Source organism: Psychrobacter jeotgali, from assembly GCF_904846315.1.
Classification (GTDB): Bacteria; Pseudomonadota; Gammaproteobacteria; order Pseudomonadales; family Moraxellaceae; genus Psychrobacter; species Psychrobacter jeotgali.
Window position 1 is genome coordinate 2,081,190 of sequence record NZ_CAJHAF010000001.1, and the last position, 26,308, is coordinate 2,107,497.

Below are 26,308 nucleotides of genomic sequence, written 5' to 3' on the forward strand. Positions count from 1 at the left end.
AAGAAAATAAAAAGCACTGTGATTAATAGTTTTCTAAGTGATTCAAATCTTATTGATTCAGAATCCTTTGAATCAACCTAAATTCTCTATAAACAGTACTCAGAAATATTATAACTACTTATTATTAACTCTTTTTAATAAGATTGTCTAGAATTAACAACACTATCTGAAATTAACAGCTAAAACGATAACTGTCAAATCATTTTATAACAAATAGCTTTTATAGTGATAACTTTTCAATTATATTTTAAATGCCCCAGCCATAAAAAAAGCCCCCTCTACATAAGTAAAGGGGGCTTTTTAGGAATAGAGAGCTGACGATGACCTACTCTCACATGGCCGGAGCCACACTACCATTGGCGCTACGATGTTTCACTGCTGAGTTCGGGAAGGGATCAGGTGGTGCCATCGTGCTATTGTCGTCAGCAAAGGGGGTTAGATATGAGTCTGTTGTTTGTTTTACTTATTTGACTAAGTATCACTTATCCTAACTGAATCAAGGATAAAGGTGATATCGATATAATGCTTGATACAAACCACTTGGGTGTTGTATGGTCAAGCCAAACGAGCAATTAGTACAGGTTAGCTACACGCATCGCTGCGCTTCCACACCCTGCCTATCAACGTCCTAGTCTTGAACGGCTCTTTAGGGAAATCTTATCTTGAGGTGGGCTTCCCGCTTAGATGCTTTCAGCGGTTATCCCATCCGAACGTAGCTACCGGGCAATGCCATTGGCATGACAACCCGAACACCAGTGGTTCGTCCACTCTGGTCCTCTCGTACTAGGAGCAGCTCCTCTCAAATTTCCAACGCCCACGGTAGATAGGGACCGAACTGTCTCACGACGTTCTAAACCCAGCTCGCGTACCTCTTTAAATGGCGAACAGCCATACCCTTAGGACCTGCTTCAGCCCTAGGATGAGATGAGCCGACATCGAGGTGCCAAACACCGCCGTCGATATGAACTCTTGGGCGGTATCAGCCTGTTATCCCCAGAGTACCTTTTATCCGTTGAGCGATGGCCCTTCCATACAGAACCACCGGATCACTAAGACCTACTTTCGTACCTGCTCGACTTGTGGGTCTCGCAGTTAAGCGCGCTTTTGCCTTTATACTCTTTGAACGATTTCCGACCGTTCTGAGCGCACCTTCGTACTCCTCCGTTACTCTTTAGGAGGAGACCGCCCCAGTCAAACTACCCACCATACATTGTCCTCGGTATTGTAATACCTGAGTTAGAACCCCAACATGACCAGGGTGGTATTTCAAGATTGGCTCCACCAAGACTAGCGTCTCGGCTTCAAAGCCTCCCACCTATCCTGCACAAGTCAGGTCAAAGTTCAATGTAAAGCTGTAGTAAAGGTTCACGGGGTCTTTCCGTCTAGCCGCGGGTACACAGCATCTTCACTGCGATTTCGATTTCACTGAGTCTCTGCTGGAGACAGCGCTGCCATCATTATGTCATTCGTGCAGGTCGGAACTTACCCGACAAGGAATTTCGCTACCTTAGGACCGTTATAGTTACGGCCGCCGTTTACTGGGGCTTCGATCAAGACCTTCGCTTACGCTAAGCCCATCAATTAACCTTCCAGCACCGGGCAGACATCACACCCTATACGTCCACTTTCGTGTTTGCAGAGTGCTGTGTTTTTAATAAACAGTTGCAGCAGCCTGGTATCTGCGACTGCCAACAGCTCAAGGAGCAAGTCCTATCACCATCAACAGCGTACCTTCTCCCGAAGTTACGGTACCATTTTGCCTAGTTCCTTCAGCAGAGTTCTCTCAAGCGCCTTGGTATTCTCTACCTGATCACCTGTGTCGGTTTAGGGTACGATTCGTTTATGACTATTGCTTAGAAGCTTTTCCTGGAAGCATGGTATTTGCCACTTCACCGTACAAGTACGGCTTGCTATCAGATCTCGGTATTAACAGCCCGGATTTACCTAAGCCGTCTACCTACATCCTTCCACCTGGACAACCATCGCCAGGCTGGCATAACCTTCTCCGTCCCTCCATCGCATCATAAACAAGTATCGGAATATTAACCGATTTCCCATCGACTACGCCTTTCGGCCTCGCCTTAGGGGTCGACTCACCCAGCCCCGATTAACGTTGGACTGGAACCCTTGATCTTCCGGCGTGCGAGCTTTTCACTCGCATTATCGTTACTCACGTCAGCATTCGCTCTTGTGATACCTCCAGCATGCTTTACAACACACCTTCACAGGCTTACACAACGCTCCCCTACCACTTGAAAACAAATTCAAATCCGCAGCTTCGGCTCCTAGTTTGAGCCCCGTTACATCTTCCGCGCGGGCCGACTCGACTAGTGAGCTATTACGCTTTCTTTAAAGGATGGCTGCTTCTAAGCCAACCTCCTAGCTGTCTATGCCTTCCCACCTCGTTTCCCACTTAACTAGGAATTTGGGGCCTTAGCTGGCGGTCTGGGTTGTTTCCCTCTCCACAATGGACGTTAGCACCCACTGTGTGTCTCCCGGATATCACTCATCGGTATTCGGAGTTTGCATCGGTTTGGTAAGTCGGTATGACCCCCTAGCCGAAACAGTGCTCTACCCCCAATGGTGTTCGTCCGAGGCGCTACCTAAATAGCTTTCGGGGAGAACCAGCTATCACCGAGTTTGATTAGCCTTTCACCCCTATCCACAAGTCATCCCCTGGCTTTTCAACGACAGTGGGTTCGGTCCTCCGGTGCCTGTTACGGCACTTTCAACCTGCTCATGGATAGATCACTCGGTTTCGGGTCTATACCCTGCAACTAGACGCCCTATTAAGACTCGGTTTCCCTACGGCTCCCCTAACGGTTAACCTTGCTACAGAATATAAGTCGCTGACCCATTATACAAAAGGTACGCGGTCACCACGCAAGGTGGCTCCCACTGCTTGTACGCACACGGTTTCAGGTTCTATTTCACTCCCCTCACAGGGGTTCTTTTCGCCTTTCCCTCACGGTACTGGTTCACTATCGGTCAGTCAGGAGTATTTAGCCTTGGAGGATGGTCCCCCCATCTTCAAACAGGATTTCTCGTGCCCCGCTCTACTTAATATGTTAACTCTAGAATTTAAAATACAGGACTATCACCTACTATGGTCAGCTTTCCCACGCTGTTCTTCTATTCTAAAGTTAATCGGCTCCTCCCCGTTCGCTCGCCGCTACTAGGGGAATCTCAATTGATGTATTTTCCTGAGGGTACTGAGATGTTTCACTTCCCCTCGTTCGCTTCTTGTACAAGTACAAGATACCTAGCTTATGCTAAGTGGGTTTCCCCATTCAGAAATCTCCGGATCACAGGATATTGCCGCCTCCCCGAAGCTTATCGCAGGCTGTCACGTCTTTCATCGCCTCTGACTGCCAAGGCATCCACCATGTGCGCTTAATTACTTGACCATACAACCCCAAAGGGTCTTTGTCAGCAATTATAACGATATCACCTATGTTTACGCTTGATTCAGTTCTCTTTACTTTTTTAATAACTTACCCCTGGGATAACAACGGATGTCGTTAAGAGGTAAGTTATTAAGGTTAGGAGCGACGCGTGAACACGTCATTCCTAACCCAGACTCATATCTATGTTTTTAAATAGTTCCTAATCCTTCGTCAGGTATTAGGTTCTGTATAAAACAGAAGTAAATAATCTTCTTAAAATTGGATTACTTAATTCTGTATTATTATATTTAAAGCTTGCTGTTTATTATGGTGGAGCCAAACGGAGTCGAACCGTTGACCTCCTGCGTGCAAGGCAGGCGCTCTACCAACTGAGCTATGGCCCCATGATGTATGGTGGGTCTGATAAGACTTGAACTTATGACCCCCGCGTTATCAACACGGTGCTCTAACCAGCTGAGCTACAGACCCTGAGCGAGGATACCATCAAAGCACTGCTTTGATCCGAGCGCAAGAGTAATTTCCTTAAAGGGAAATTGCTAAAAGCCCTGTATCTTCTTACACTTTATAGCGTAATTATACTTTTTTAGCTTCGCAAGGAAAATCCTTTAAATAGGATTTTCTATTAGCGTGACTAACAGTACCATGACGCTTAAGCTTTAATAAACTAGCTTAAACTAAAGAACAACTTGTTGTGAATTCTTGCTGACCGAATGCCGTCTATAAGGAGGTGATCCAGCCGCAGGTTCCCCTACGGCTACCTTGTTACGACTTCACCCCAGTTATCAACCACACCGTGGTGAACGCCTTCCTAAAAGGTTAGGCTATCCACTTCTGGTGCAATCAACTCCCATGGTGTGACGGGCGGTGTGTACAAGGCCCGGGAACGTATTCACCGCGGCATTCTGATCCGCGATTACTAGCGATTCCTACTTCATGGAGTCGAGTTGCAGACTCCAATCTGGACTACGATAGGCTTTGAGAGATTCGCATCACATCGCTGTGTAGCTGCCCTCTGTACCTACCATTGTAGCACGTGTGTAGCCCTGGTCGTAAGGGCCATGATGACTTGACGTCGTCCCCGCCTTCCTCCAGTTTGTCACTGGCAGTGTCCCTAGAGTTCCCGGCCAAACCGCTGGTAACTAAGGATAGGGGTTGCGCTCGTTGCGGGACTTAACCCAACATCTCACGACACGAGCTGACGACAGCCATGCAGCACCTGTATTCTAATTCCCGAAGGCACTCCCGCATCTCTGCAGGATTCTAGATATGTCAAGACCAGGTAAGGTTCTTCGCGTTGCATCGAATTAAACCACATGCTCCACCGCTTGTGCGGGCCCCCGTCAATTCATTTGAGTTTTAACCTTGCGGCCGTACTCCCCAGGCGGTCTACTTATTGCGTTAGCTGCGTCACTAAGTCCTCAAGGGACCCAACGACTAGTAGACATCGTTTACGGCGTGGACTACCAGGGTATCTAATCCTGTTTGCTACCCACGCTTTCGAACCTCAGTGTCAATATGATGCCAGAAGGCTGCCTTCGCCATCGGTATTCCTCCAGATCTCTACGCATTTCACCGCTACACCTGGAATTCTACCTTCCTCTCACCTATTCTAGCTCAACAGTATCAGATGCAGTTCCCAGGTTAAGCCCGGGGATTTCACATCTGACTTATCAAGCCACCTACGCTCGCTTTACGCCCAGTAATTCCGATTAACGCTTGCACCCTCTGTATTACCGCGGCTGCTGGCACAGAGTTAGCCGGTGCTTATTCTGCAGCTAATGTCATCGCATACGGGTATTAACCGTATGGTCTTCTTCACTGCTTAAAGTGCTTTACAACCAAAAGGCCTTCTTCACACACGCGGCATGGCTGGATCAGGGTTGCCCCCATTGTCCAATATTCCCCACTGCTGCCTCCCGTAGGAGTCCGGGCCGTGTCTCAGTCCCGGTGTGGCTGATCATCCTCTCAGACCAGCTACAGATCGTCGCCTTGGTAGGCCTTTACCCCACCAACTAGCTAATCCGACTTAGGCTCATCTAATAGCGAGAGCTGTAAACAGCCCCCTTTCTCCCGTAGGTCGTATGCGGTATTAATTCGAGTTTCCCCGAGCTATCCCCCACTACTAGGTAGATTCCTAAGTATTACTCACCCGTCCGCCGCTCGTCAGCATCTAGCAAGCTAGATCTGTTACCGCTCGACTTGCATGTGTTAAGCCTGCCGCCAGCGTTCAATCTGAGCCATGATCAAACTCTTCAGTTTAATCTTGCTTGAAGTCTTCACTATAAATAGTAAGATGACTTCTAATCTTGGCTCATCTAATCTGGCATGTCGCTCTAAATTATGTTCGTAATGAATTAACTTTGAGTTTTCTTGCTGATTAAATGATAATTTTTATAGTTAGAGTTCCTCCCGAAAAGAGAAGAAAACCAACTTTATTTTTAGCATTCTGTGTCAGCAAAAATCCACACAAGTTGTTCTTTAGTTTCGCTTTTAAATAGTGTCTTACTTCTGTCGTCCAGTAAGTAAGTAATACTGTATTCTGTTTGCTAAGATAGTCTTAATCCCTTGCGGGTTGTTCTATCTAGCGAGCCGACTATCATATCATAACGATTTGGTTTGTCAAGCTTTTTTATAATTTGTTTCAGTAAGTTAAGAAGTTGATTTGGCTAATAATGTTAGCCTGTATCTCGTCCTATCCCTTAATGAGGTGCGTATTATAGACGCTTTATTTATGAAGTCAAGAAGTATTTTAAGTTAGTTTGAAAGTTTTTATCTTAAAAGATTTGAACTCAAACTGTGGCTGGTTATCAATAGCTTCGCTATTTAATAATTAGTCAGTGGTAAAACCACTTTCCATACCGCCTTCCCTCTCGACTGGGTGGCATTATACGTGGTTTTAATTGGGCGTCAAGCGGTTTTGAAAATTAATTTTATTTAGTTTGTTTGGTACGCGGGGCGCACCCTGCTCGCTTGAATCAGTTTGGTGGGTTACGCTGCGCTAACCACACCCTACACCATCGCCTTACAGCTTACCCATTTTTTCAAAAAACGCTTTATACGCCGCTATCTTTTTATCTAATGCTAAAGGATACGCACGTGAGGTAGAAGGTAGCCTATATAAAGTTAAATCATTTATCTGCTTATTCGATAAATCTGCGTCATTACTTTGCCATTGGTAAGGATAGTCCATACTTTGATTGGTCTTAGGATATTTGGATTTAGCCGGAGGCTCATTTAATAAATTGAGCAACACCTCTGTTGCTTTGCCGCCTGTAGTAAATAGTGCTTCTACTTTCGGCACTTGCGGTAAAATTAAATCTAAATCAACTGTGGTTACTACCGTTAAGTTTTTATCCGAAGCATTACCAGTTTCACGAATAGCTTGTTTTACGGTAGGGCATGACGCAATACCACGCTCGAATAAAAAGTTGCGAATGCGCTCAGGGTCAAATCGTTTTTCATCCCCTATTCTAAAGTAGTCAATATCATCGAAAAACACCCCACCATAAATACGCCACATGTCATTGTAAAAATTGGGATAATGAAACTTCATTGCCCATTTGTCAGAAGTTGGCGGAAAGGTTCCCATCATCATTACCGTTGCATGGGATGGTAGCACAGGCTCAAAGGGATGGGTTTCTACTTCTATAGTTGATTGCTTTGCATTATTTAGAGGGTTACTGCCTTTATCATGATTGCTTGCAGTCGTATAAGTTTCATTAGTCATAACATTCTTCATTAGAAAAGCGGTTTTTTTGTTATCATAGCATACGATAAAAAATTGATATCGAAATCCCGTATTAACAACGTATTTTAAAAGATAAGAGAGTACTCATGAGTGACTTAAATAACGATTTAAAAATTACCGTAATCGATCATCCATTGGTACGCCACAAACTAAGTCTAATGCGTGAAAAAGACTGTAGTACTTATAAGTTTCGCACCCTAACCAAAGAGCTTGCGCGCCTAATGGCCTATGAAGCAAGCCGTGACTTTGAAATTGAAACCTTTCCCATGGAGAGCTGGTGCGGTGAGATAGAAGGCGAACAAATCATCGGCAAAACCGCTACGGTTGTGCCTATTTTGCGTGCAGGATTAGGTATGCTTGATGGGGTGCTTGATTTGATCCCAACGGCTAAAATCTCGGTGGTAGGACTACAGCGAGATGAAGAGACTTTGCAGCCAGTGCCTTTCTTCGAAAAATTTGTCAGCCACATGGACAAGCGCCCTGCCCTTATCGTTGATCCGATGCTCGCCACAGGTGGCTCAATGGTCGCTACTATTGAGATGCTCAAACGTCATGGCTGTAAGAATATCAAAGCATTAGTACTGGTTGCAGCTCCTGAAGGTGTGCGTTTGGTCAATGAAGCGCATCCTGATGTGACTATTTTTACCGCCGCTTTGGATAGCCATTTAGACGATCACGGCTATATCATTCCAGGCCTTGGCGATGCTGGTGATAAAATATTTGGTAAACAACTCAATCAGCATTAGTTGTGACGATAACCACTTAACTTCAAGGGTTTTAGTAAGGTAATTAAGATAATAAAGGAATAGATTATGAACGTATTAATTACCGGAGCGAGTGCCGGATTTGGTAAAGCTTTGGCAGAACGTCTGGTCGCGCAAGGACATCAGGTCATTGGCTGTGCTAGACGTCTGGATAAACTGAACGAGATGGCTGAGACCTTGGGCGAGCTGTTTTTGCCAGTGGTCATGGATGTCAGCGATACCGAATCAATTCCACAAGTTATGGCTAATCTGCCAAAAAGTTTTAGCCAAATTGATGTGCTGGTCAACAACGCCGGATTGGCATTAGGCACCGAGCCTGCGCAAAAATCCGAGCTTGATGACTGGATGCAAATGGTCAATACCAATATAAAGGGATTAATGGCGCTGACTCATGCCGTCCTGCCAGCAATGGTTGAGCGCGATAAAGGTTATATCATTAATGTGGGCTCTATCGCTGGCAGTTGGCCTTATTATGGCGGCAATGTCTACGGCGCGACTAAGGCTTTTGTCAAGCAATTTAGCCTGAATTTACGTGCTGATCTCATTGGTACGCAAGTGAGGGTCACCAATCTTGAGCCGGGTAACGTGGCCGGTACTGAGTTCTCAAACGTACGCTATCATGGCGATGAGAATAAGGCGGCACAGGTCTATGAAGGCTTCAAAACCATGACTGGCGAAGATATTGGCGATATTCTACTTTGGTTAATTGAGTCCCCTGCGCATATTAATGTTAACCGCTTAGAAGTGATGCCAGTAGCGCAAACCTACAATGGTTTAACTATTGCCAAGCAAAACAGCTAAATTGTCTATTAACATGGCTAATTTATCAATATAGTGGTTTATTAACGTAGCTATTTATTAACGTAAATCTTAATATCTTATTAACGTAACTCGTAATATCTAATCAGGGCAGTGGTTTCTATAGGAGCTGCTGCCCGATTTGCTTCTATATTTTGCTTATCTAGCTTTTGTTCATTTAGCTGTTGCTCATTGACCAATCGCAAATCATTAAAGTCTAAAACTAACACCTCGTTTCGAATGCGTTCGCTGGTACGTTTATTATGTCGTATCGGAAAGCCAACCACCTGCTTGCCCACAACCTTTATTTGATTAAGTATTAAAACTTGATGACTTATTTGCCCTGATTTTAGGGCATTTTGAGATATATTTTGCGCACCAAGCATAGCGGTGATAGGGTTGACGGTGCTGGTGAGCAGCTTAGCACTGCGAACACTTTGCGGTATATTACCAGCGACAAATAACTTCTGCTCCATTGGCATATATTGAGCATGGCGCATAAGCTCATTACGAAATAATGCTGGCATATCCATGTTAAAACTATCTTCTGTCTGTTGATAAAACGCAGCAAAATTACGCTGAATATAACGGCCAAATACGGTCGCATTGATCCATTCTTGATAAGTCTCATTGGCTAAAAGTTGTTTGGTGAAAGCATTAGCATCTAAAGTTAGGCTACCTGATAAAAGGGCTATCCATATACTGTGCCCATCTATAAAGCTTTGTTGTTCCCAAACTTGTGGATAAAGGCTGCTGTCTAATAATGGTAGCGTCGATCTACTCATAAACATTTATCCTCTCTTATTATTATAGTCGGCTATTTATTATTTATGACTACCTATAAGTATAGATTAGTTTTTATACGCATTTTTGTGCTATGGTCAATATAGCTGTTTTAACTATAGCAGTCCCCTCTCGACAATATAAGGATATTTTAAGCTCAATGGATTGGGCTTAGCGTATTTCGATAATGTTAAGTGATGCTACCCTATGATAAAAAATCTACTTACCCTACCTAAGCAGTACCAATTACAAACTAAAAATGTCGAAGTTACTGACGATACTTCACTTCCGGTCACAGTAGTGGGGACTGGCTCTCCCGTATTAATACTCCATGCATACGGTATGGATGCACGCGAGTTTTTGCCCTTTATATTACCTTTAACCAGAAAGTATCGATTTTATTTGCCGCACTTTAGAGGGTTTGGTGAGGCCAAGGATATCCCTTTGACTCAGTTTGACTTTGTGCGCCAATATGCTGATGATTTGAATATAATAATTAACCACATTTGTGATAGCCATAAAATAGAGGCATTACCTGTTGCCGCCATCTCGATGGGCGCACAAGTTATGTGGGCATATTTTGAAAAATATGGCACCTCAAAAGTCAGTCGCTATCTGAACATTGACCAAAACCCTGCTATTCACAATCAGGCTAATTGGCAAGGCGGACTGTTTGGGGCGCGCCAGCAAGAGGTGTTCGATATTTTTCATGAGGTGATTGATAGGACGTTGCCTTATGCCGATGTTGATAGCTTTACCCACCTGCCTTTTGCTCTCAAACGCCGTGCCACCGATGTCGAGCGCCTGTTTTCTTTATTGTCTGTCAATCGAACACGTTCAAAAGCTTTTATACAAGTGATGACTTACAAAAATGACCCGAAACTCGCTCTTTATGATCACAGTATTTGGCATCATAAAATGCAGTGCTTGCAAGCTTATTTAAAACTGCCTTATGACTTTCGGGGCGCAATGGATAAGGTCGCTATACCGGTAGTCAACCTCATCGGTGGTCGCTCTAAGCTCTATGATTCTAAATGGCAGCAAAAAGTGACCCAGATGCTACCTAATGCTAGTGAGATCATTTTACCTAAAGCGGGACATGCGATACCGCTGGATGAGCCGATCAAATTTTACAAGGTATTAAAAGGCTTTTTTGGAGAGGAGCTGTAAATGATAATGACTAATCCGCTAAGGCTTTAATCAGCTCAAATCTTGGCACTTCTTTACCCTCTACTGTAACGGTTTCTGCAAACATTGCCAGCGGTCGCACCCAAACGCCATATTCGCCATAAAGACAGCGATAAACCACTAATGATTCTTCGGTTTCGGAATGATGCGCGGTGTGCAAAACTTGGTAAAGGTTGCCTTTATAGTGGCGGTAAATGCCTTGGGCGATGGAATGTTCTGTCATGATTAAATCCTAATTTTATATTCAATAGAAAACTAACTACGGTCGCAATATTTTCGATTAGTAGAAATAAATAAAGCCGACTATAAATGCCGACTTTATTAAGACCAACTTATAAGCTACTTATCCCACAGTGACCTTAGCATAAGCCTTCTTGCCCGCCTGAATAACCACGCTCTGACCTGAAGTTAAGCTAAAGCTACCATCAACCACTTCGCCATCAACTTTTACCGCGCCACGTTTGACCATGTCTTTGGCCGCTGAGTTGTTTTTGGCTAATTCTGCTTGGTTCAATATTTGGGTAATAAATAAGGCGTCTTGCCCTTCTAAATCTAACATTACTTCCGGTAAATCTACTGGTAGCTCGCCATCGGCTAATACGTTACCTGCAGATTTGTGCGCATTGGCAGCCGCATCGGCGTCATGGAAACGCTCGATTAGCTCTTCGGCTAGGATACGCTTAATCTCTTGTGGATTGCGACCGTTTTCCATCTCTACCATTAACCCATCGACCTGTTCCATGGGCTTAAAGCTTAAAAACTCAAAGTAACGACGAATTAGCGTATCTGGCATCGAAAGGATTTTTTGGTACATGGCGCCTGGCGCATCATCAATAGCGACATAATTGCCGAGTGACTTGGACATTTTATTGACGCCATCTAAACCTTCTAGAATGGGTACGGTGATGCAAACTTGCGGCTCATGACCATAACGACCTTGCAACGTACGACCCATCAAGATATTAAAGGTTTGGTCGGTACCGCCCATTTCTACATCCGCTTTTAGGGCTATAGAATCATAGCCTTGCACTAATGGATAGAGAAATTCGTGAATGGCGATAGGCGTCTGCGATGCGTAACGTTTGGAGAAGTCATCACGCTCCAGCATACGCGAGACGGTAAGTTGGCTTGCCAGCTGAATCATATCGCCAGCACTCATATCGTTAAACCATTCAGAGTTAAAGACGATTTTGGTTTTGTCTTTATCCAAAATCTTAAAGACTTGTTCAGCATAAGTCTTGGCGTTTTCTTTAATCTGCTCTTCACTAAGCGGCGGACGTGTGGTGTTTTTCCCCGAAGGATCGCCTATCTTGGCGGTATAATCACCAATTAAAAAATAAATCTCATGACCCAAGTCCTGAAAGTGCTTGAGCTTGTTAATAAGTACCGTATGACCCAAATGCAGATCAGGCGCAGTAGGGTCAAAGCCCGCCTTAATGCGTAGCGGACGACCCAACTTCAGCTTAGCGATTAAATCCTCTTCGGATAGAATCTCTTGAGTACCACGCTGAATAAGGGCAAGTTGTTCTTCTAGGGTAAATGATTGTTCAGTCATATCGGTCTCTTTATTATGTTTTTTAAACAAGGAATACCTTTACAGGTTTAGAACTTCTTTTGAAGCCTAAAGGCTTACAAAAATGTTAGAATTTGGCAGATATACTAGCGTTTTTTAAGGTAAATTGCCATGACCAACCCTATATCTACTACTAATAATGAAAATATGGATGATAGCAGTCTTATAACCGATGATAATGGTGACAGTTTAGAGGCTGAATTAGACTATGCTGCCCTAACAGACGTCCTCGAACAAACCATGTTTGAGAATTTCGATGGCGGCTTATATATCGGTATGATGTCGGGTACCAGTTTGGATGGTATGGATGCAGTTTTGTGTCAGTTTCATGATAGTCACGATCTTAATGCGCAAACTGTCAAGCCTATGCAATTATTGGCGACCTATAGTAAAGACTTCCCACCCCTTTTGCGTGAAGTACTATTGGCGCTGTCTCAGCCCAACGGTGTCAAAGAGTTAACAGCGCAAATTAATGAGCCAACGACTCAATCTAACAACGAACCCAATAGCCAATCGAATAGTGAGCTGGACTGGTTTGGTTGGGCCAGTAAAAAATATGGTGAGTTTGCTAGTGAAGTAGTTAATGCTTTGCTGCAACAAGCTAATGTAGAAACAGAGAGCATACTGGCGATTGGCTGCCATGGTCAAACTGTGCGTCATCGCCCGCAAATGGGTTTTAGCTTACAACTGCTCGACGCCAATATTATCGCCGAGCGTACGGGTATTAGTGTGGTGAGCGACTTCCGTCGGCGTGATATGGCGGTCGGTGGTCAAGGTGCACCTTTAGTGCCCGCCTTTCACCAAGCTTTATTCGCTAATCCTGATAGCACACGAGTTTTATTGAATCTAGGTGGTATTGCTAATATTACCGTTTTGCCCGCAAATACAAGTTCAGAAAATACAAGCCCCGTCGTCGGTTATGATACTGGCCCTGCTAATCTTTTATTAGATGCATGGACAGCGCTACATACAAATGAAAGCTATGATGCAAAAGGTACTTGGGCGCAGTCCGGGCAGGTCATCGAGCCTCTGCTCAACCAGCTATTAGAACATCCATTTTTTAACAGAGCCTATCCCAAAAGTACAGGGCGTGAAGACTTCAATATAGAATGGCTACAAAATGAGCTGCAAAATTTTGATAAAGCATCCGCTCATATTCGTTACTCATCTGCTGATGTGCAGGCCACCCTTACCGAACTAACCGCTATCAGTGCTTGCGATCAAATCAATCAATTTATCAAAAATGATGAAAGCAGCGCAGTTTATGTTTGTGGGGGCGGATCGCTAAACGATTATTTAATGACTCGCTTGCAAGCGCATTTGCCGCGCTGTGAGGTAAAAACTACCAATGCGCTAGGACTTGAGCCGACTTGGGTGGAGGCCGTAGCTTTTGCTTGGTTGGCACGGCAAACATTAATGGGCGAAACTGGTAACTTGCCTGCAGTAACTGGCGCTAATAAAGGCGTGGTATTAGGTCAGGTTTGTTTTGCTTAACTAAGACATATGGATATCAATTTTGGATTATTTGCACTCTACCAAACTTATCCATTAATTTAAGTTTACAGACGTGCACTAATGTGTTTTATAATAGAGGTTAAAACATTCTAATAACGCTATAAAAGTAAGCCATACCAACCTTTTAGGTTAGACAGTACAGGATATATCACATGAGCCAACACCGTCACTCAAACCCATCGACAAACCTTGATGAAGCCCAACCATTGGGAAAAAGAAAACAAAAACCTCCGCATTATGAGCGTGCTGATGATAAGCGCATCGTAGTGACTGGCATGGGCGCTATTACTCCTCTAGGTCTAGATGTTGAGACTACGTGGACAAAGCTATTAGCAGGCGAAAGTGGTATTGATACTATCTCCCACTTTGATGCGACAGATTATCGTGCCCAAATTGCAGGAGTGGTCAAAGACTTTGATGCTAAACAATATATGAATGCCAAAGATGTACGACGTTATGATGAATTTATGCATTATGGTATGGCGGCATCAACGATGGCGTTAAAAAATGCAGGATTCATTAGTGAGGCCAATGCTGAGAATGAACCTGTCACAGATGTAGATCCAGAACGTTTCGGTATTATTTTAGGTTCAGGTATTGGCGGCATTCAAACTATTGAAAATAGCCGTGACACCCTGCGTGATAAAGGCGCTAAAAAAGTCTCCCCTTTTATAATTCCAGGTTCTATTGTTAACATGGCAGCGGGGCTAATCGCTATTAAACATGGTTTACAGGGTCCGAACCTTGCAACCTCAACCGCTTGTACCACTGCTACTCACGCTATCGGCCTAGCCGCACGTTTAATCGCTTACGGTGATGCTGATGTCATGCTGGCAGGTGGTAGTGAAAAAGGGTCAAGCCCTCTAGGTATCGCTGGGTTTGGTGCGATGCACGCCTTATCTACTCGCAACGATGAGCCAACCAAAGCCTCACGCCCTTTTGATAAAGAACGCGATGGCTTTGTGCTGGGTGATGGTGCAGGCGTAATGGTGCTCGAAAGTCTTTCCCATGCCAAGGCTCGAGGCGCTACTATCCTTGCGGAAGTGGTCGGTTTCGGGATGAGCGATGATGCCAGTCATATTACCGCGCCGCCAGAAGATGGTCGCGGTGCGGCACGCGCTATGCAAAATGCGCTGCATGATGCGGGCATTGAGCCTTCAGTAGTCGGCTACGTCAATGCCCATGGTACTAGCACGCCAGCGGGTGATGTCGCTGAATCTATAGCGATTGAGACTATCTTTGCACCGATAAAAGACAGTATCTTGGTCAGCTCAACCAAATCAATGACCGGTCACCTGCTGGGTGCAGCGGGCGGTATAGAAGCTATCTTTACGGTGCTAGCATTGCAACATCAACAAGTGCCGCCAACCATTAATTTAGATAATGTCGAGGATAACTGCAATCTGGATTATGTTGCCAACCAATCACGTAAGGTAGAGAACCTGAATTACGCCATTTCCAATAGCTTCGGTTTTGGTGGTACTAATGGTTCGCTAATCTTTGCACGCTGGACGTAAGCCTTTTAATTACTATAATTGATGATTTCTGTTCTCACGCCTCTTTATTGTAACGCGGGTGTCAGATTTACTACGTTTGTCCCCTTGCAGCCCCTTATCGTACTTGCGTATGATAGGGGGTAATTTTTGAGATACTTATGGAAGATACCATGTCAAGCTATTCATTTTCCCATCAATTTTATCAGCGCTGGACACGAGCACCAGAAACCGTACGCTCAGCTATTGTGCAAGAGTTAACTGATATAACAACCCTGCTACAGACTCAGACCCCTTTTGAGGAATTTGTATTTACTACCCATGACCTAGATGCTCATCTAGATGAGCTCTATGATACTTACGCGTCCGAGCAAGCCGCTGCACAAAAAATTGCTGAAAAGCAAGCGCAACAAAGAGCCGAAGCGGAACAACAACGATTAGCAGAAGAGAAGCTAGCGGCGCAAAAAGAAACTGATGAAAAACGAAAATTGGCTCAAGAAAAGCTAGCACAAGAAAAACAACAGGAAGAGGAACAGGAAGAACAGAAACAAAAGGAGGCTAAGGAAAGCTCTACGGAGTCCTTGCCCAATAATGAACCACAAAGTACTATTATCAAGCCTAAAAAAGGTGCGGCTATCGACTTATCCCCCACTGACCCGAAGCTTAGCGCTGCTCACGCCGACTTAATCAGTGAGCTTGAAATGCATATTGATGATTATCTCACTGAGCAGATGATGCAGATATCTGAAGACCTAAAATCTTGGCTACGTGCAGAGATGGGAAGGCAACTGATTGAAATTGCAAAAAAAGAAGAACCTACCGAGAAGACTGCTAAGAAATAACCCGCCTGTTAAAAGCTGTTGATATCAGTTGGCTAATAAAAAGCGATTAAGAGAACTATTGAACAATAGATTGCCAATAAAAAAGCTCAGTTCAATTATAAACTGAGCTTTTTATTATATCAATTTTATAAAAATTTACTGAATGAACAATGCCTCTAAATAGCTTGCGTACGCTCATTTAGCCACTCAAGTGCAGCGCCTTTCACATAATCTTTTAGCTCATCATAAACTTTACTATGATAATCATTTAACCAATCAATCTCGATTTGGTTCAATAGCGACTTATCCATTAAACGCGTATCGATAGGGCAATAAGTGACAGTTTCAAAATGCAGAAAGTCACCGAACTCAGTTTCGCTAGGGTTAGCAACAGGCTGATTAACCACCAAGTTTTCGATACGAATACCCCATTTGCCTTCACGATATAAACCGGGCTCATTACTTGAAATCATACCTACTTTCATCGCCCGCTCTTTAGGAGTGCTGGCACTGTAAGCGATGACTTGCGGTCCTTCATGGACGTTCAAGAAATAACCTACCCCATGACCCGTGCCATGACCATAATCCATCTGCGCTTGCCATAATGGTGCTCGGCAAATCGCATCAATCAGTGGTGAGGCAATACCATCAGGGAAGTGAGCACGTGCTAGAGCAATATGAGCCTTTAGAACCGTAGTAAAATCACGCTGATGGGCATCGCTAACTTGTCCAATACCAACTACACGGGTGATATCGGTGGTGCCGTTTTGATACTGTGCGCCTGAATCAATGAGCAGTAGGCCACCCTCTCCCTCTGCCACATCTAGATAGCTAAAATTCTCTGGAGTTGCACGGTAATGTGGCAGAGCACCGTTTTCATTAAAGCCTGCAATCGTTGGAAAACTTGGCGATACATAGTGCGGCTGTTTGCTACGCACGTCTATCAGCATACTATCGACATCCAGCTCACTTAAACGCTCGCCATTAGCTAGACGTTTTTCAAAAGTAGCAAAAAACTCACACAATGCCGCCCCATCTTGACGCATCGCCTCACGCACATGCTCGATATCGGCATCAGACTTAACCGACTTGAGCAAAGTACTTGGTGCCATTTGTTCAATAAAACCAACGTCGTCTGCCATTTTAGATAGGGTACCAATAGCGACTTTGCTTGGATCTAATAACAATAAATCATCAGCCGTTAATGTGCTTAAAGCTTGTTGAATCTCGTCGTACTCAGCAATAACGATACCGCTATCTTTTAACCCTTGTTCAATAGCGCTACTGACTTTATTATTATCAACAAACAATGTCGCTTTATCGCTATCAATAAGCATATGCGCTAGAAATACCGGGTTGTAATCGACATCCGCACCGCGCAAGTTAGTCAACCAAGCGATATCATCTAAGCTTGATAGCAAATGATGACTGGCCCCCGCAACACTCATGCCCTTGCGCACTGCCGTAAGTTTATCAGCTGCCGACTGAGCGACAAACTGGCCGTTGTGCTCATATAACTTAGCAGTCGGTAGCGCTGGACGATTTTCCCAAATATCGGTCAAAATATCTCGATCCGTAATCAAGGTAATTTCATTAGCATCAAAAGCATCTAACAAACGATCTTGCTCAGAGATTGATAATACATTGCCATCTACAGCGACACTATAGCCCTCGGCCAAATGCTCACTTAACCAATCGATATGATTTGGCTTGCCGGGAGCGAGTTTTTGCAGGTCAATGCCGGTGCCTTCTAGCTGGTCAGCAGCGTGTACCCAATAGCGACTATCGGTCCATAAACCAGCAAAGTTGGCGGTGACTACCAATGTTCCTACTGAGCCGGTGAAACCTGACAGCCACAACCTTCCCTGCCAATATTCAGGCAAATACTCAGACAAATGCGGGTCTGCTGATGGAACAATAATCGCCGTTAAATCTTGCTTGACGAGTACCGCACGCAGATCCGTAATACGCTGTTGAATATCAGTTTTGGACGTGGCAAGTTGAGTAGACATAAGACCTCTTTTTTTAATATAAATTTTGATACAGAATACGGCTTTTTCTTATAAGCTAATATAACGATATAAGGGCAATAGACTATTTATAAAGGCTACTGGCGCTTAATGAGTGAAATACCACCATTTTATGATGCTATAAACTCAACATTAGACCCTTTAAGCTACAATAAAAAAAGAAGCCTAGTGGAGACGGCTTCTTTTTATCAAGTTATCAGCTAATGATAATCCATTACATTTTAATATTACTGCTGTTCTTGATCATCTTGCTCATAGGCTTAGATAGTAACAGCAAAATAACCGCGGTCACGACTAAGAATAGTGCCATTATAGAGAAAAGACTAGGTAGACCTTCGATTTTGTCAGCAGTGACAAACCCACCAAAGAAAGCAGCCACCAAGTTACCCATAGCGACAGAGGCAAAGAACAGCCCCATAATTTGTCCTTGCATACCTTCCGGTGCAAGACGAGTCATTGACGACAAGCCAACGGGACTAAGCGCCAGCTCTCCCAGAGTTAACAAGAACAAACTGCCCACTAGCCATAGCGGCGAAGCAAGTGCCCCTGGCGCAACCAAAATGCTTTTTGACGCCATAACCATTAGTCCAAAGCCTGCTGCTGCCAACAGCATGCCCATAGCAAACTTCACCATGCTGTTAGGCTCTAAACCTCGATTATTGAGCTTGACCCAAAGGATACTGACTATCGGCGCTAGTAGTAAAATAAAGAACGGGTTGAGTGACTGAAACCAAATGCTTGGAATACTAAACCCCATGACATCCAAGTCAGTATAACGATCGGCAAATAAGTTAAATGAGGTGGGCTGTTGATCAAAGCTTGACCAAAATAGGGTTGAACCAATAATCAATAAGAAACAAACCAGTAAGCGCTTTTTATCAGCTGAGCTTAAGCGTGGCGAGATAAACATGACTAAAAAATAAAGCAGTACTACAGTAGCAATAGTATAAGTCATATACTGAGCCACCAATACTGGGCTAAAAGGCATGATCCCAAAGGCGATTAAGATTACCAGTAGCGCCAGTAGTGCCATAATACCCGTAACCCAGCGTCCTACATTATGAAAGCGACCACTGATCTGCTCCCATTCAGGATTAATGTTTTTGGCACGTGCATAATAATTAAGGGTCTTTCTAGCAGAAAATCTATAAATCAGTAACGATACCAGCATACCGATACCGCCGACACCAAAACCTAAATGCCACATTTCGCCTTCTTTAAAGACCCCGACAATTAAGGCAGCTAGTAAAGAGCCTACGTTGATACCCATATAAAATAGAGTAAAACCAGCATCACGACGGCCATCACCTTTGGGGTAGAGTGCACCGACCATGACCGAAATACAGGTTTTAAATAACCCTGATCCCATTACAATGAACATCAAACCTATAAAGAATAGCGTCATACCGAACATAGCAGAGAGTGCGATACATAAATGACCTAGGGCGATAACAATACTACCCCACCACAAGGCCCGCTCTTGGCCCAGCCAGTTATCAGCTAGCCAGCCTCCTGGTACAGCCGCTAAGTATAAGGAACCAGCAAAGATACCATAAATGGCAGAAGCCGTAGTCTCATCAAAACCAAAGCCGCCATTACTGACGGTTGCTACCATGAATAGCACCAACAGAGGGCGAATACTATAATAAGAAAAACGCTCCCACATCTCGGTAAAAAAGAGTGGACGCAGTGGTGTGGGATGACCCATAAAACCATCGTCTAGTTTTGCTAACTCAGCGGCACTCAGCTGCGGTTGTGACTCCGTGCTCATAACTTATTCCTTACCTTTGATATCATTACAACGGTGACCAAAAGCTGCCGTTATTTTAACCAGTGATCATATAGACGCAATATTGTTTCACCAGACTTAATATAAGTAAAGAATTAAATTGTTCATTAAACGCACAACAAAAAGCTCGCACTCAATTTTTGAGTACGAGCTTTGGAGTAACTTCAACCTTAATTTTGAGACTTTCAAATTAATCGTTAAGAGGTTGTTTTTTCAAAAGGCTCTGGTAATGGTGTGTTTTCATTCGATGGAGGTAAGATAGGATAATCTATCTTGGGTTGATCACCAGTCAAAGTTTTTAAGAAAGCCACAATATCCTTAGTTTCTTCTTCGGTATATTCTCGGTTCAGCTGAATTCTACCCATGATATTGACCGCTTCTGCAAGTGAATCTACTTGACCGTCATGGAAGTACGGATAAGTTAGTTCAATATTACGCAAGGTCGGCACCTTAAATACATGTTTATCTTCTTCTTTACCCGTTACCGCATAACGACCTTCAGATAGGTTTTGGGTAGTATACTTTTCAAAAACGCCAAACTTCTGGAACGAGCTACCACCTAGAGTAACGCCGCTATGACAAGCAACACAGCCACTCTCTTTAAATACTTTATACCCATTTAGCTCTTGAGCGGTTATGGCGTCATCATCACCGCCAAGCCACTGATCAAAACGTGAATTAGGCGTTACTAAAGTATCTTCAAACATAGCAATAGCACTAGTGATTTGCTCGATAGTAATGTCATCCTCTGTACCAAAAGCATCATTAAATAGCGTTTTGTACTCTGGAATTGAGTTAAGCACTTTCACCACATGTTCGTGACTCGATGCCATTTCAATTGGGTTTTCGATTGGACCGCCCGCTTGCTCCATCAAGTCCTTAGCACGACCATCCCAGAACTGCGCTAGAAAGAAACGGCTATTTAGAACGGTAGGCGAGTTGATAGGTCCTTCTGCCCATCCATGTCCAATTGAGGTAGGAATATTATCCGTTCCACCCTTCGCTAGATCATGGCAGCTATTACATGACAGGCCACCCGATTTAGATAAGCGCGTATCGAACCAAAGCATTTTTCCTAAATCTACTTTTTTAGGTTCAGTAACAGCAACTACTGGAATAGGCTCAACGGGCTCATCACGAACACTAACGATAGATTGAGCTGGCTCTTGTTCAGTGCCTGAATCAGTATCTGAATCTGAATCCACTGCAGCGGTAGTCTCAGCAGAGCTTTCATCTGCGACCATTTCTTCATCTGCTGAATCTTGGGTTTGTATATGCTCACCCGCTGGTCGTAAAAAGGCGGAGATACCAACGATTAAAACAATCGTCAGAAATAAGGCAACACCGCCTAAGGCGTATAGAAACTCTTTTTTGGGGTTATTTTGGCTGGAGTCGCCCATAGATCACCTTTTTATATTCATGCGTATGACAATGACTTAATTTTTAAAGTTTACGCTTGCCTTTAAGGTTCAAGCTTCTCATGGTAAAAATTTTATTAAGCTGATAGATACTGGAAGTATCTATCTGAACGAGTTATCGCGATAAATTATTGTGCAGCGCCTTCTAAATCACCATCGGCTTGTTCAGCAGTCAGGTCGGTATCTGCAGCGGCAGCTTGGCTAACGGTATCATCAGCAGTTGCTGTACCAGACTCGGCGGCTATTACTGCATCGCCACTATCTACAGGAGGAGTAATGGTTGCATCGGCAGGAGTAGCTACTTCTGTGCTATCCGTAGTATCTTCAGCAGTAGCGGTGCTATTTTCAACTGGTGCAGCAGCTTCTTCCGCAATAACTTCTTCATTAACAGCAGCTGATGCGTCTGTAGTCTCTGCGGTAATATGCTCACCCGCTGGGCGCAAAAAGGCTGAAACACCAACGATTAAGACAATCGCCAAAAATAGGGCCACACCGCCTAATGCATATAAAGACTCTTTTTTTGGACTATTACTTCTGATATCTGCTGACATACCTTATCCACCTTGCACAGAAAATATTTAAAATTTTAGCCATTATATCGCAATTTATACCAATTTGTTAAAACCCTTAACCATTTAAAGGGATTATTATCAAATAGTTTTGTTAAAAATTTCTTTAATGGGCCTTACTACTTGATGAAGAATCCTAACTATTTAGCCGACGAGAGCGACTAGCAGTTTTTTTACCTAGATAACTTAACAACAGTAATAAAGCAATAATAGCCAAGATTGGATAGTTACCCATGCGGGTAAAAGGTGTACTACCTACTCGAGCTTGAACCTCACCACGTAATACAGTGCGCTCAAACTGCGGGGCGCGCGCTACAATCTCACCTTTGTGATCGATAATAGCGGTTACCCCAGTATTAGTGGCGCGCATAAACCAACGACCATTCTCAAGAGCACGCATTTGCACCATTTGTAAATGCTGCAATGGCCCTGCTGAAGTACCAAACCACGCATCATTTGAGATGGTTAGTAAAAAATCCGTATTGACGGCGTTTTTACGGGTAGTATCCGGATAGGCTACTTCATAACAAACCGCCGCTCCTAAGTTGTGACCTCGTACCTGCAACGGTGACTGCTGATCGCTACCCCGACTATAGCTCATAATATCTTGACTACCCGCCAAACTTGGTAAGATATCTAACATGCCTTCAAAAGGAATATATTCTCCAAACGGCACCAAGCGCTGCTTTTTATAAAGCCCTTCTGCTTCACTGCCAAGCGCTATCACACTGTTATAAAAAGGCGGATATTTATCGGTATTAGGATTAAATCCAGCCTCGTCTTTATAAGGAATACCCGTAACCCAAGTGGTATCGGTCTCCTTGGCCATCTTTACCATTTCATTGATAAAACCTATTGCTTCGGTCTGAAACATAGGAATAGAGGACTCAGGCCAAACTATAACATCTCGCCCCCACTCACTACGAGTCAATGTAGCGTAGATCTCTAGGGTCTCAACTTGATATTCGGTTAGCCATTTTAGATCTTGCGGGATATTACCTTGAATTAAAGAGACTCTTAAATCCTCACCCCCTTTGGGCTTGGTCCATTGCGGATCAATCAGCCAAAGACTGACGCTGATTACCAAAAGCACTACCGAAACTATCATGTAACCGGCACGGCGGCGCAGCAACTCGACCACGCTACTCGCCAATAGTATCGCCACAAAAGAGACCGCAAAAACTCCTGCAACTGGCGCTAAAGACGACAACCAATACTGCTCAGTGAACGCATAACCGACGAATAACCATGGAAATCCTGTGAATAGCCAAGTCTTCAGCCACTCTTGCAATACCCAAAGAGCCGCAAATGCTAAAGGTTGACGACCCACCATCCGATTAAATATCAGCGCCAAAAATCCATGGAATAATCCCATGCCCAAACCCATTATTGCAATTAGAATGAGTGCCAACCATGAAGGCGTGTCACTATAATCATTAATAGAAGTATAAAGCCAAAAAGCGCCAACACACCAAAGCCCAGTACCATAAGCCTCACCAATCAGAAAGGCGCGCTTGCCGCTCATATCAGGCAATAGCAGCGCATACAAAATAGCTGGAGAGATTAAAGCTATCGGCCAAAGGCCATAAGGCGCCAGCGCAAATATGAATATTGCACCTGCCAGCAATGCTCCCAATAGCGTCAGCCAAAGCGGATATTGTTTGGGTTTATCAGGGTTCAGACGTTTTTGTAAATCAACAGTAGACAGGCGCATAACAAGTTATCCAAAATTACAAATCTTAAAAACTGTATCTTTTTTGATTTCAGCGCAAAGCTTCAGTAAGCATGTTCTAACTGCCCTAAAGCCCAGCCAAAATTAAACCGCTCATGATACCAGTATCAACCCATAAAGGGGTGAATTTGCTTTGTAATATTAAGCTCACAAACGTGGTGCATAAAAAAACACGATCTCAATCGTGTTTTTATAAAGATAGCTTATTAACAATAACGTTATTTGGGTTTAAATGCTTAATGGCTACCTATTAATAACTTCTCATTAGTATCCGCTTTGGTTAGCTCTAAGTTCTGGATAAAACGTCCCTCTACATTGGTAATGGTAATTTGCCAGTCATCAATTTTGACGCTCTCACCTTCCAAATCACCCACATAGCCTAGTGCTTGCATAACCAAACCGCCCATAGTATCTACATCGGTATCATCGAACTCAGCACCCAATTCATCATTACAGTCTTCAATCATAGTCGAGGCCTGTACGCACCAAGTCTCAGGTTTTTCAGGATGTTTGACGATATTATTGATATCACTATCTTCATCAAAGTCATCATGTTCATCGACGATATCGCCAACGATTTCCTCTAGTAGATCCTCCATGGTGACCACGCCGGCAAAACTACCAAAGTCGTCAACCACAATCGCCATATGCACTTGCGTCCGTTGCAAGGAGCGCAGCAGGGTATCTGAGCGGGCGGTCTCACTAATATATAGCGGCTGACGTACCAGATCTCTTAGACGCTTGCTATCAATTTTCTCATCTTGGTCGCGTACCATATATACCAATAGCGGAATCAAATCTTTGGCAAGTAAGATGCCGATAACTGCATCATCATCTTGACTATCAAACACCGGATAACGTGAATGAGTGGTGTCGAGGATGATATCCATCACCTCAGCAAGACTGGTACTTTCATGCAAACCAATAACTTGCGGACGCGGAGTCATGATTTCACGTACTTGCGTCGCTGGCAAATCCAATACGCCTTCAAGCATATCAACGGTATCAGGCTCTAAAAATTGGCGCGAATCTTGTACCAAACGAATCAATTCATCGCGGGTTTCGGGGGCGGTCGATAGCCAGCGTTTTAAGCCGCGCATCGACCAACTACTCGGGCTTGGAGTGTCATCAGACATGGTGATGTGATTTAACCTCTTCAGTTAATGGACATTAGCACAATAAATACTAACCAAAACAGTAAATGGGGATAAAATATAAAATAAAAAGCGAACAGACTAACTGCTAAAAATAGTCTAAGATCAATAAGCCACGTTAGGTTAATCTCACTTTATCGCAAGCCTAACAGACATTCAACGACAAATTTATGCAAATTGTATTGTCAGTGTGTTATAGATTTTTCAATGGTCCAAACCTTCATTAACTCGATTTATTCCTATGTCTCTTCGCTCGTATCTTTCACAATTATTCTCTGCTAATAAGTCAAGCTTAGATCGCCACCAGCCTTTAAGTAGCCGCCCTCAATCTAGTTGGCGACGCTATATCGTGCAATTTTTATTTGCTCTAGTACTGATCTTATCTGCCATCTGGTTATTGATGATGATTTGGTATCAATTTGGCGTCTCTAGCCCTATCACTTGGGCAACGACCATAGTAACTGTCGGCTTGCTCGCTCCCTTATTATTAACCAAGTATCGGTTAAAACTTATCCGTAAAATTACTGCTAAGTCATCTTATAAGAAGCTCAACTCTAGTCATGTTGGCAAGTGGCTATTGGCCAGTTACGCTTTTGTTTGGTGTATGGGCGTAGGTTGGTTTTTCTCTATCGAAGCTAAGGAGAATCGTGACTGGCAAGCAGAAGTCAGCCAGCGGGTCACCTATGAGCGTGATGCAACTAATCCTGATCTAATAACCTTCACCAATGTGCGCAACTTTGATTGGCACACTAGCGAAGATGCGACCCAACACTGGGAAACCCGTACAGTTGATATCTCCAAGTTATCCGGTATTGATGTGACCAACTCTTACTGGATGGGCCCGCTGATTGGTCATACTTTGGTCAGCTTTCGCTTTGAGGATGATCGGCCGCTGGCTTTCTCCTTTGAGATTCGTAAAGAAAAAGGGGAGTCATTCTCTGCGCTGGCAGGATTCTTCCGGCGTTATGAGCTCAGCCTTATTGCTGCCGAGGAGCGTGATATCATCTACACTCGCAGTAATGCACGCGGTGAGCAAGTTTATATTTTTCCTATTAGCCATCTTCAGCAGCATGAAGTCAAAGCATTATTTGAGTCTTATTTAAGAGCGGCTGATGAGCTTAATGCCGAGCCTGCTTGGTACAACACTTTAATTAGTAACTGTACCAATATTATCTTTTATATGGCGCGTATTGTAAGCGGCGATCGCCTGCCTTGGGATTACCGAATTTGGGTTTCGGGTTGGTTGCCTAATTATCTATATGATGTCGGTATGCTCGATGCCAATCCGCAATCCCATCAAGAACAGCAGAACAGTCAGTCATGGTCGATGGATAAGTGGTATGAGCGCACGCACATTAATCCAAAAGCTCGAGGCTTTGATAATCAAACCGGCGATAGCGCTGTTAATAGCCGCGAGTTCTCTACTCTAATTCGACAAGGTATTCCTATCCCGCCACTGGCTGATTCAAAAGCGCAAGCGGAGAGATATGCTCAATCAGCGGCTATGGCTTCTGAGGAATAAAATG

Annotated in this window: 17 protein-coding genes, 2 tRNA genes and 3 rRNA genes; 7 read left to right on the top strand and 15 right to left on the bottom strand. The window is 43.9% G+C overall.

The genetic code is table 11. The annotated features are described in order from the left end of the window. Window positions 1-312 precede the first annotated feature (312 nt). From rrf to JMX18_RS08540, 6 genes are all read right to left on the bottom strand, one after another. Window positions 313-427 (bottom strand): 5S ribosomal RNA (gene rrf / locus JMX18_RS08515). A 124-nt stretch (window positions 428-551) separates the two neighbouring features. After that, window positions 552-3,407, bottom strand: a 23S ribosomal RNA gene (locus JMX18_RS08520). A gap of 307 nt (window positions 3,408-3,714) precedes the next feature. Next, window positions 3,715-3,790: transfer RNA gene (locus tag JMX18_RS08525), tRNA-Ala, on the bottom strand. Window positions 3,791-3,798: 8 nt separating this feature from the next. After that, window positions 3,799-3,875, bottom strand: a tRNA-Ile gene (locus tag JMX18_RS08530). 252 nt (window positions 3,876-4,127) lie between these two features. Next, window positions 4,128-5,666, bottom strand: a 16S ribosomal RNA gene (locus JMX18_RS08535). The 16S, 23S and 5S rRNA genes sit together here with 2 tRNA genes alongside, the layout of an rRNA operon. Before the next feature lie 763 nt (window positions 5,667-6,429). Next, complete coding sequence (locus JMX18_RS08540) at window positions 6,430-7,134, bottom strand: DNA glycosylase (RefSeq protein WP_201586834.1); 705 nt, start codon at window positions 7,132-7,134, stop codon at window positions 6,430-6,432. 107 nt (window positions 7,135-7,241) lie between these two features. On the opposite strand from JMX18_RS08540, the gene upp reads away from it, so the two are divergent. Together upp and JMX18_RS08550 are read left to right on the top strand one after the other, a co-directional pair. Beyond that, window positions 7,242-7,901 (top strand): uracil phosphoribosyltransferase, encoded by a 660-nt coding sequence (upp, locus tag JMX18_RS08545; protein WP_201586840.1) that lies wholly within the window; start codon window positions 7,242-7,244, stop codon window positions 7,899-7,901. Window positions 7,902-7,967: 66 nt separating this feature from the next. After that, entirely contained in the window at window positions 7,968-8,720 is a 753-nt protein-coding gene (locus JMX18_RS08550; protein ID WP_201586843.1) for an SDR family NAD(P)-dependent oxidoreductase, read from the top strand. A gap of 80 nt (window positions 8,721-8,800) precedes the next feature. Here the strand turns inward: JMX18_RS08550 and JMX18_RS08555 are convergent, their stop codons facing one another. Further along, on the bottom strand, window positions 8,801-9,502 hold the full coding sequence (locus JMX18_RS08555) for a hypothetical protein (protein ID WP_201586844.1): 702 nt from the start codon (window positions 9,500-9,502) through the stop codon (window positions 8,801-8,803). A 205-nt stretch (window positions 9,503-9,707) separates the two neighbouring features. Between JMX18_RS08555 and JMX18_RS08560 the strand changes: the two genes are divergently transcribed. Further along, window positions 9,708-10,670 carry an alpha/beta fold hydrolase gene (locus JMX18_RS08560; RefSeq protein WP_201586845.1) on the top strand — a complete coding sequence of 321 codons (963 nt, stop codon included), beginning with the start codon at window positions 9,708-9,710 and terminating at the stop codon, window positions 10,668-10,670. Window positions 10,671-10,680: 10 nt separating this feature from the next. On the opposite strand, the gene JMX18_RS08565 is transcribed toward JMX18_RS08560, so the two are convergent. Together JMX18_RS08565 and tyrS are read right to left on the bottom strand one after the other, a co-directional pair. Continuing rightward, window positions 10,681-10,911 carry a DUF1653 domain-containing protein gene (locus JMX18_RS08565; RefSeq protein ID WP_201586846.1) on the bottom strand — a complete coding sequence of 77 codons (231 nt, stop codon included), beginning with the start codon at window positions 10,909-10,911 and terminating at the stop codon, window positions 10,681-10,683. Between the two features lie 120 nt (window positions 10,912-11,031). Continuing rightward, window positions 11,032-12,243: a tyrosine--tRNA ligase gene (tyrS, locus tag JMX18_RS08570; protein WP_201586848.1), complete on the bottom strand. Its 1,212-nt coding sequence runs from the start codon at window positions 12,241-12,243 to the stop codon at window positions 11,032-11,034. Between the two features lie 129 nt (window positions 12,244-12,372). On the opposite strand from tyrS, the gene JMX18_RS08575 reads away from it, so the two are divergent. The 3 genes from JMX18_RS08575 to JMX18_RS08585 all read left to right on the top strand — a co-directional run bounded on the left by JMX18_RS08575 (window position 12,373) and on the right by JMX18_RS08585 (window position 16,111). Further along, window positions 12,373-13,755 (top strand): anhydro-N-acetylmuramic acid kinase, encoded by a 1,383-nt coding sequence (locus JMX18_RS08575; protein ID WP_201586850.1) that lies wholly within the window; start codon window positions 12,373-12,375, stop codon window positions 13,753-13,755. Between the two features lie 173 nt (window positions 13,756-13,928). Next, the gene (gene fabF, locus JMX18_RS08580) at window positions 13,929-15,293 is read left to right on the top strand and encodes a beta-ketoacyl-ACP synthase II (RefSeq protein ID WP_201586859.1); all 1,365 of its coding nucleotides are present in this window, start codon (window positions 13,929-13,931) and stop codon (window positions 15,291-15,293) included. A gap of 137 nt (window positions 15,294-15,430) precedes the next feature. Continuing rightward, complete coding sequence (locus JMX18_RS08585; RefSeq protein WP_201586861.1) at window positions 15,431-16,111, top strand: hypothetical protein; 681 nt, start codon at window positions 15,431-15,433, stop codon at window positions 16,109-16,111. Between the two features lie 155 nt (window positions 16,112-16,266). Here JMX18_RS08585 and JMX18_RS08590 read toward each other — a convergent pair whose 3' ends face one another. The 6 genes from JMX18_RS08590 to JMX18_RS08615 form a co-directional block, all read right to left on the bottom strand. Next, the gene (locus JMX18_RS08590) at window positions 16,267-18,102 is read right to left on the bottom strand and encodes an aminopeptidase P family protein (RefSeq protein WP_201586863.1); all 1,836 of its coding nucleotides are present in this window, start codon (window positions 18,100-18,102) and stop codon (window positions 16,267-16,269) included. A 232-nt stretch (window positions 18,103-18,334) separates the two neighbouring features. Continuing rightward, entirely contained in the window at window positions 18,335-19,891 is a 1,557-nt protein-coding gene (locus tag JMX18_RS08595) for a peptide MFS transporter (protein WP_201586865.1), read from the bottom strand. A 215-nt stretch (window positions 19,892-20,106) separates the two neighbouring features. Next, the gene (locus JMX18_RS08600; RefSeq protein ID WP_201586873.1) at window positions 20,107-21,309 is read right to left on the bottom strand and encodes a cytochrome-c peroxidase; all 1,203 of its coding nucleotides are present in this window, start codon (window positions 21,307-21,309) and stop codon (window positions 20,107-20,109) included. A gap of 146 nt (window positions 21,310-21,455) precedes the next feature. Next, window positions 21,456-21,878 (bottom strand): hypothetical protein, encoded by a 423-nt coding sequence (locus JMX18_RS08605; RefSeq protein WP_201586875.1) that lies wholly within the window; start codon window positions 21,876-21,878, stop codon window positions 21,456-21,458. Window positions 21,879-22,032: 154 nt separating this feature from the next. Then, on the bottom strand, window positions 22,033-23,610 hold the full coding sequence (lnt, locus tag JMX18_RS08610; protein ID WP_201586882.1) for an apolipoprotein N-acyltransferase: 1,578 nt from the start codon (window positions 23,608-23,610) through the stop codon (window positions 22,033-22,035). 254 nt (window positions 23,611-23,864) lie between these two features. Next, complete coding sequence (locus JMX18_RS08615; RefSeq protein ID WP_201586885.1) at window positions 23,865-24,764, bottom strand: CBS domain-containing protein; 900 nt, start codon at window positions 24,762-24,764, stop codon at window positions 23,865-23,867. A gap of 259 nt (window positions 24,765-25,023) precedes the next feature. Between JMX18_RS08615 and JMX18_RS08620 the strand changes: the two genes are divergently transcribed. Then, window positions 25,024-26,304, top strand: a complete 1,281-nt coding sequence (locus JMX18_RS08620; protein WP_201586886.1) for an Lnb N-terminal periplasmic domain-containing protein — start codon at window positions 25,024-25,026, stop codon at window positions 26,302-26,304. Window positions 26,305-26,308: the final 4 nt, after the last annotated feature.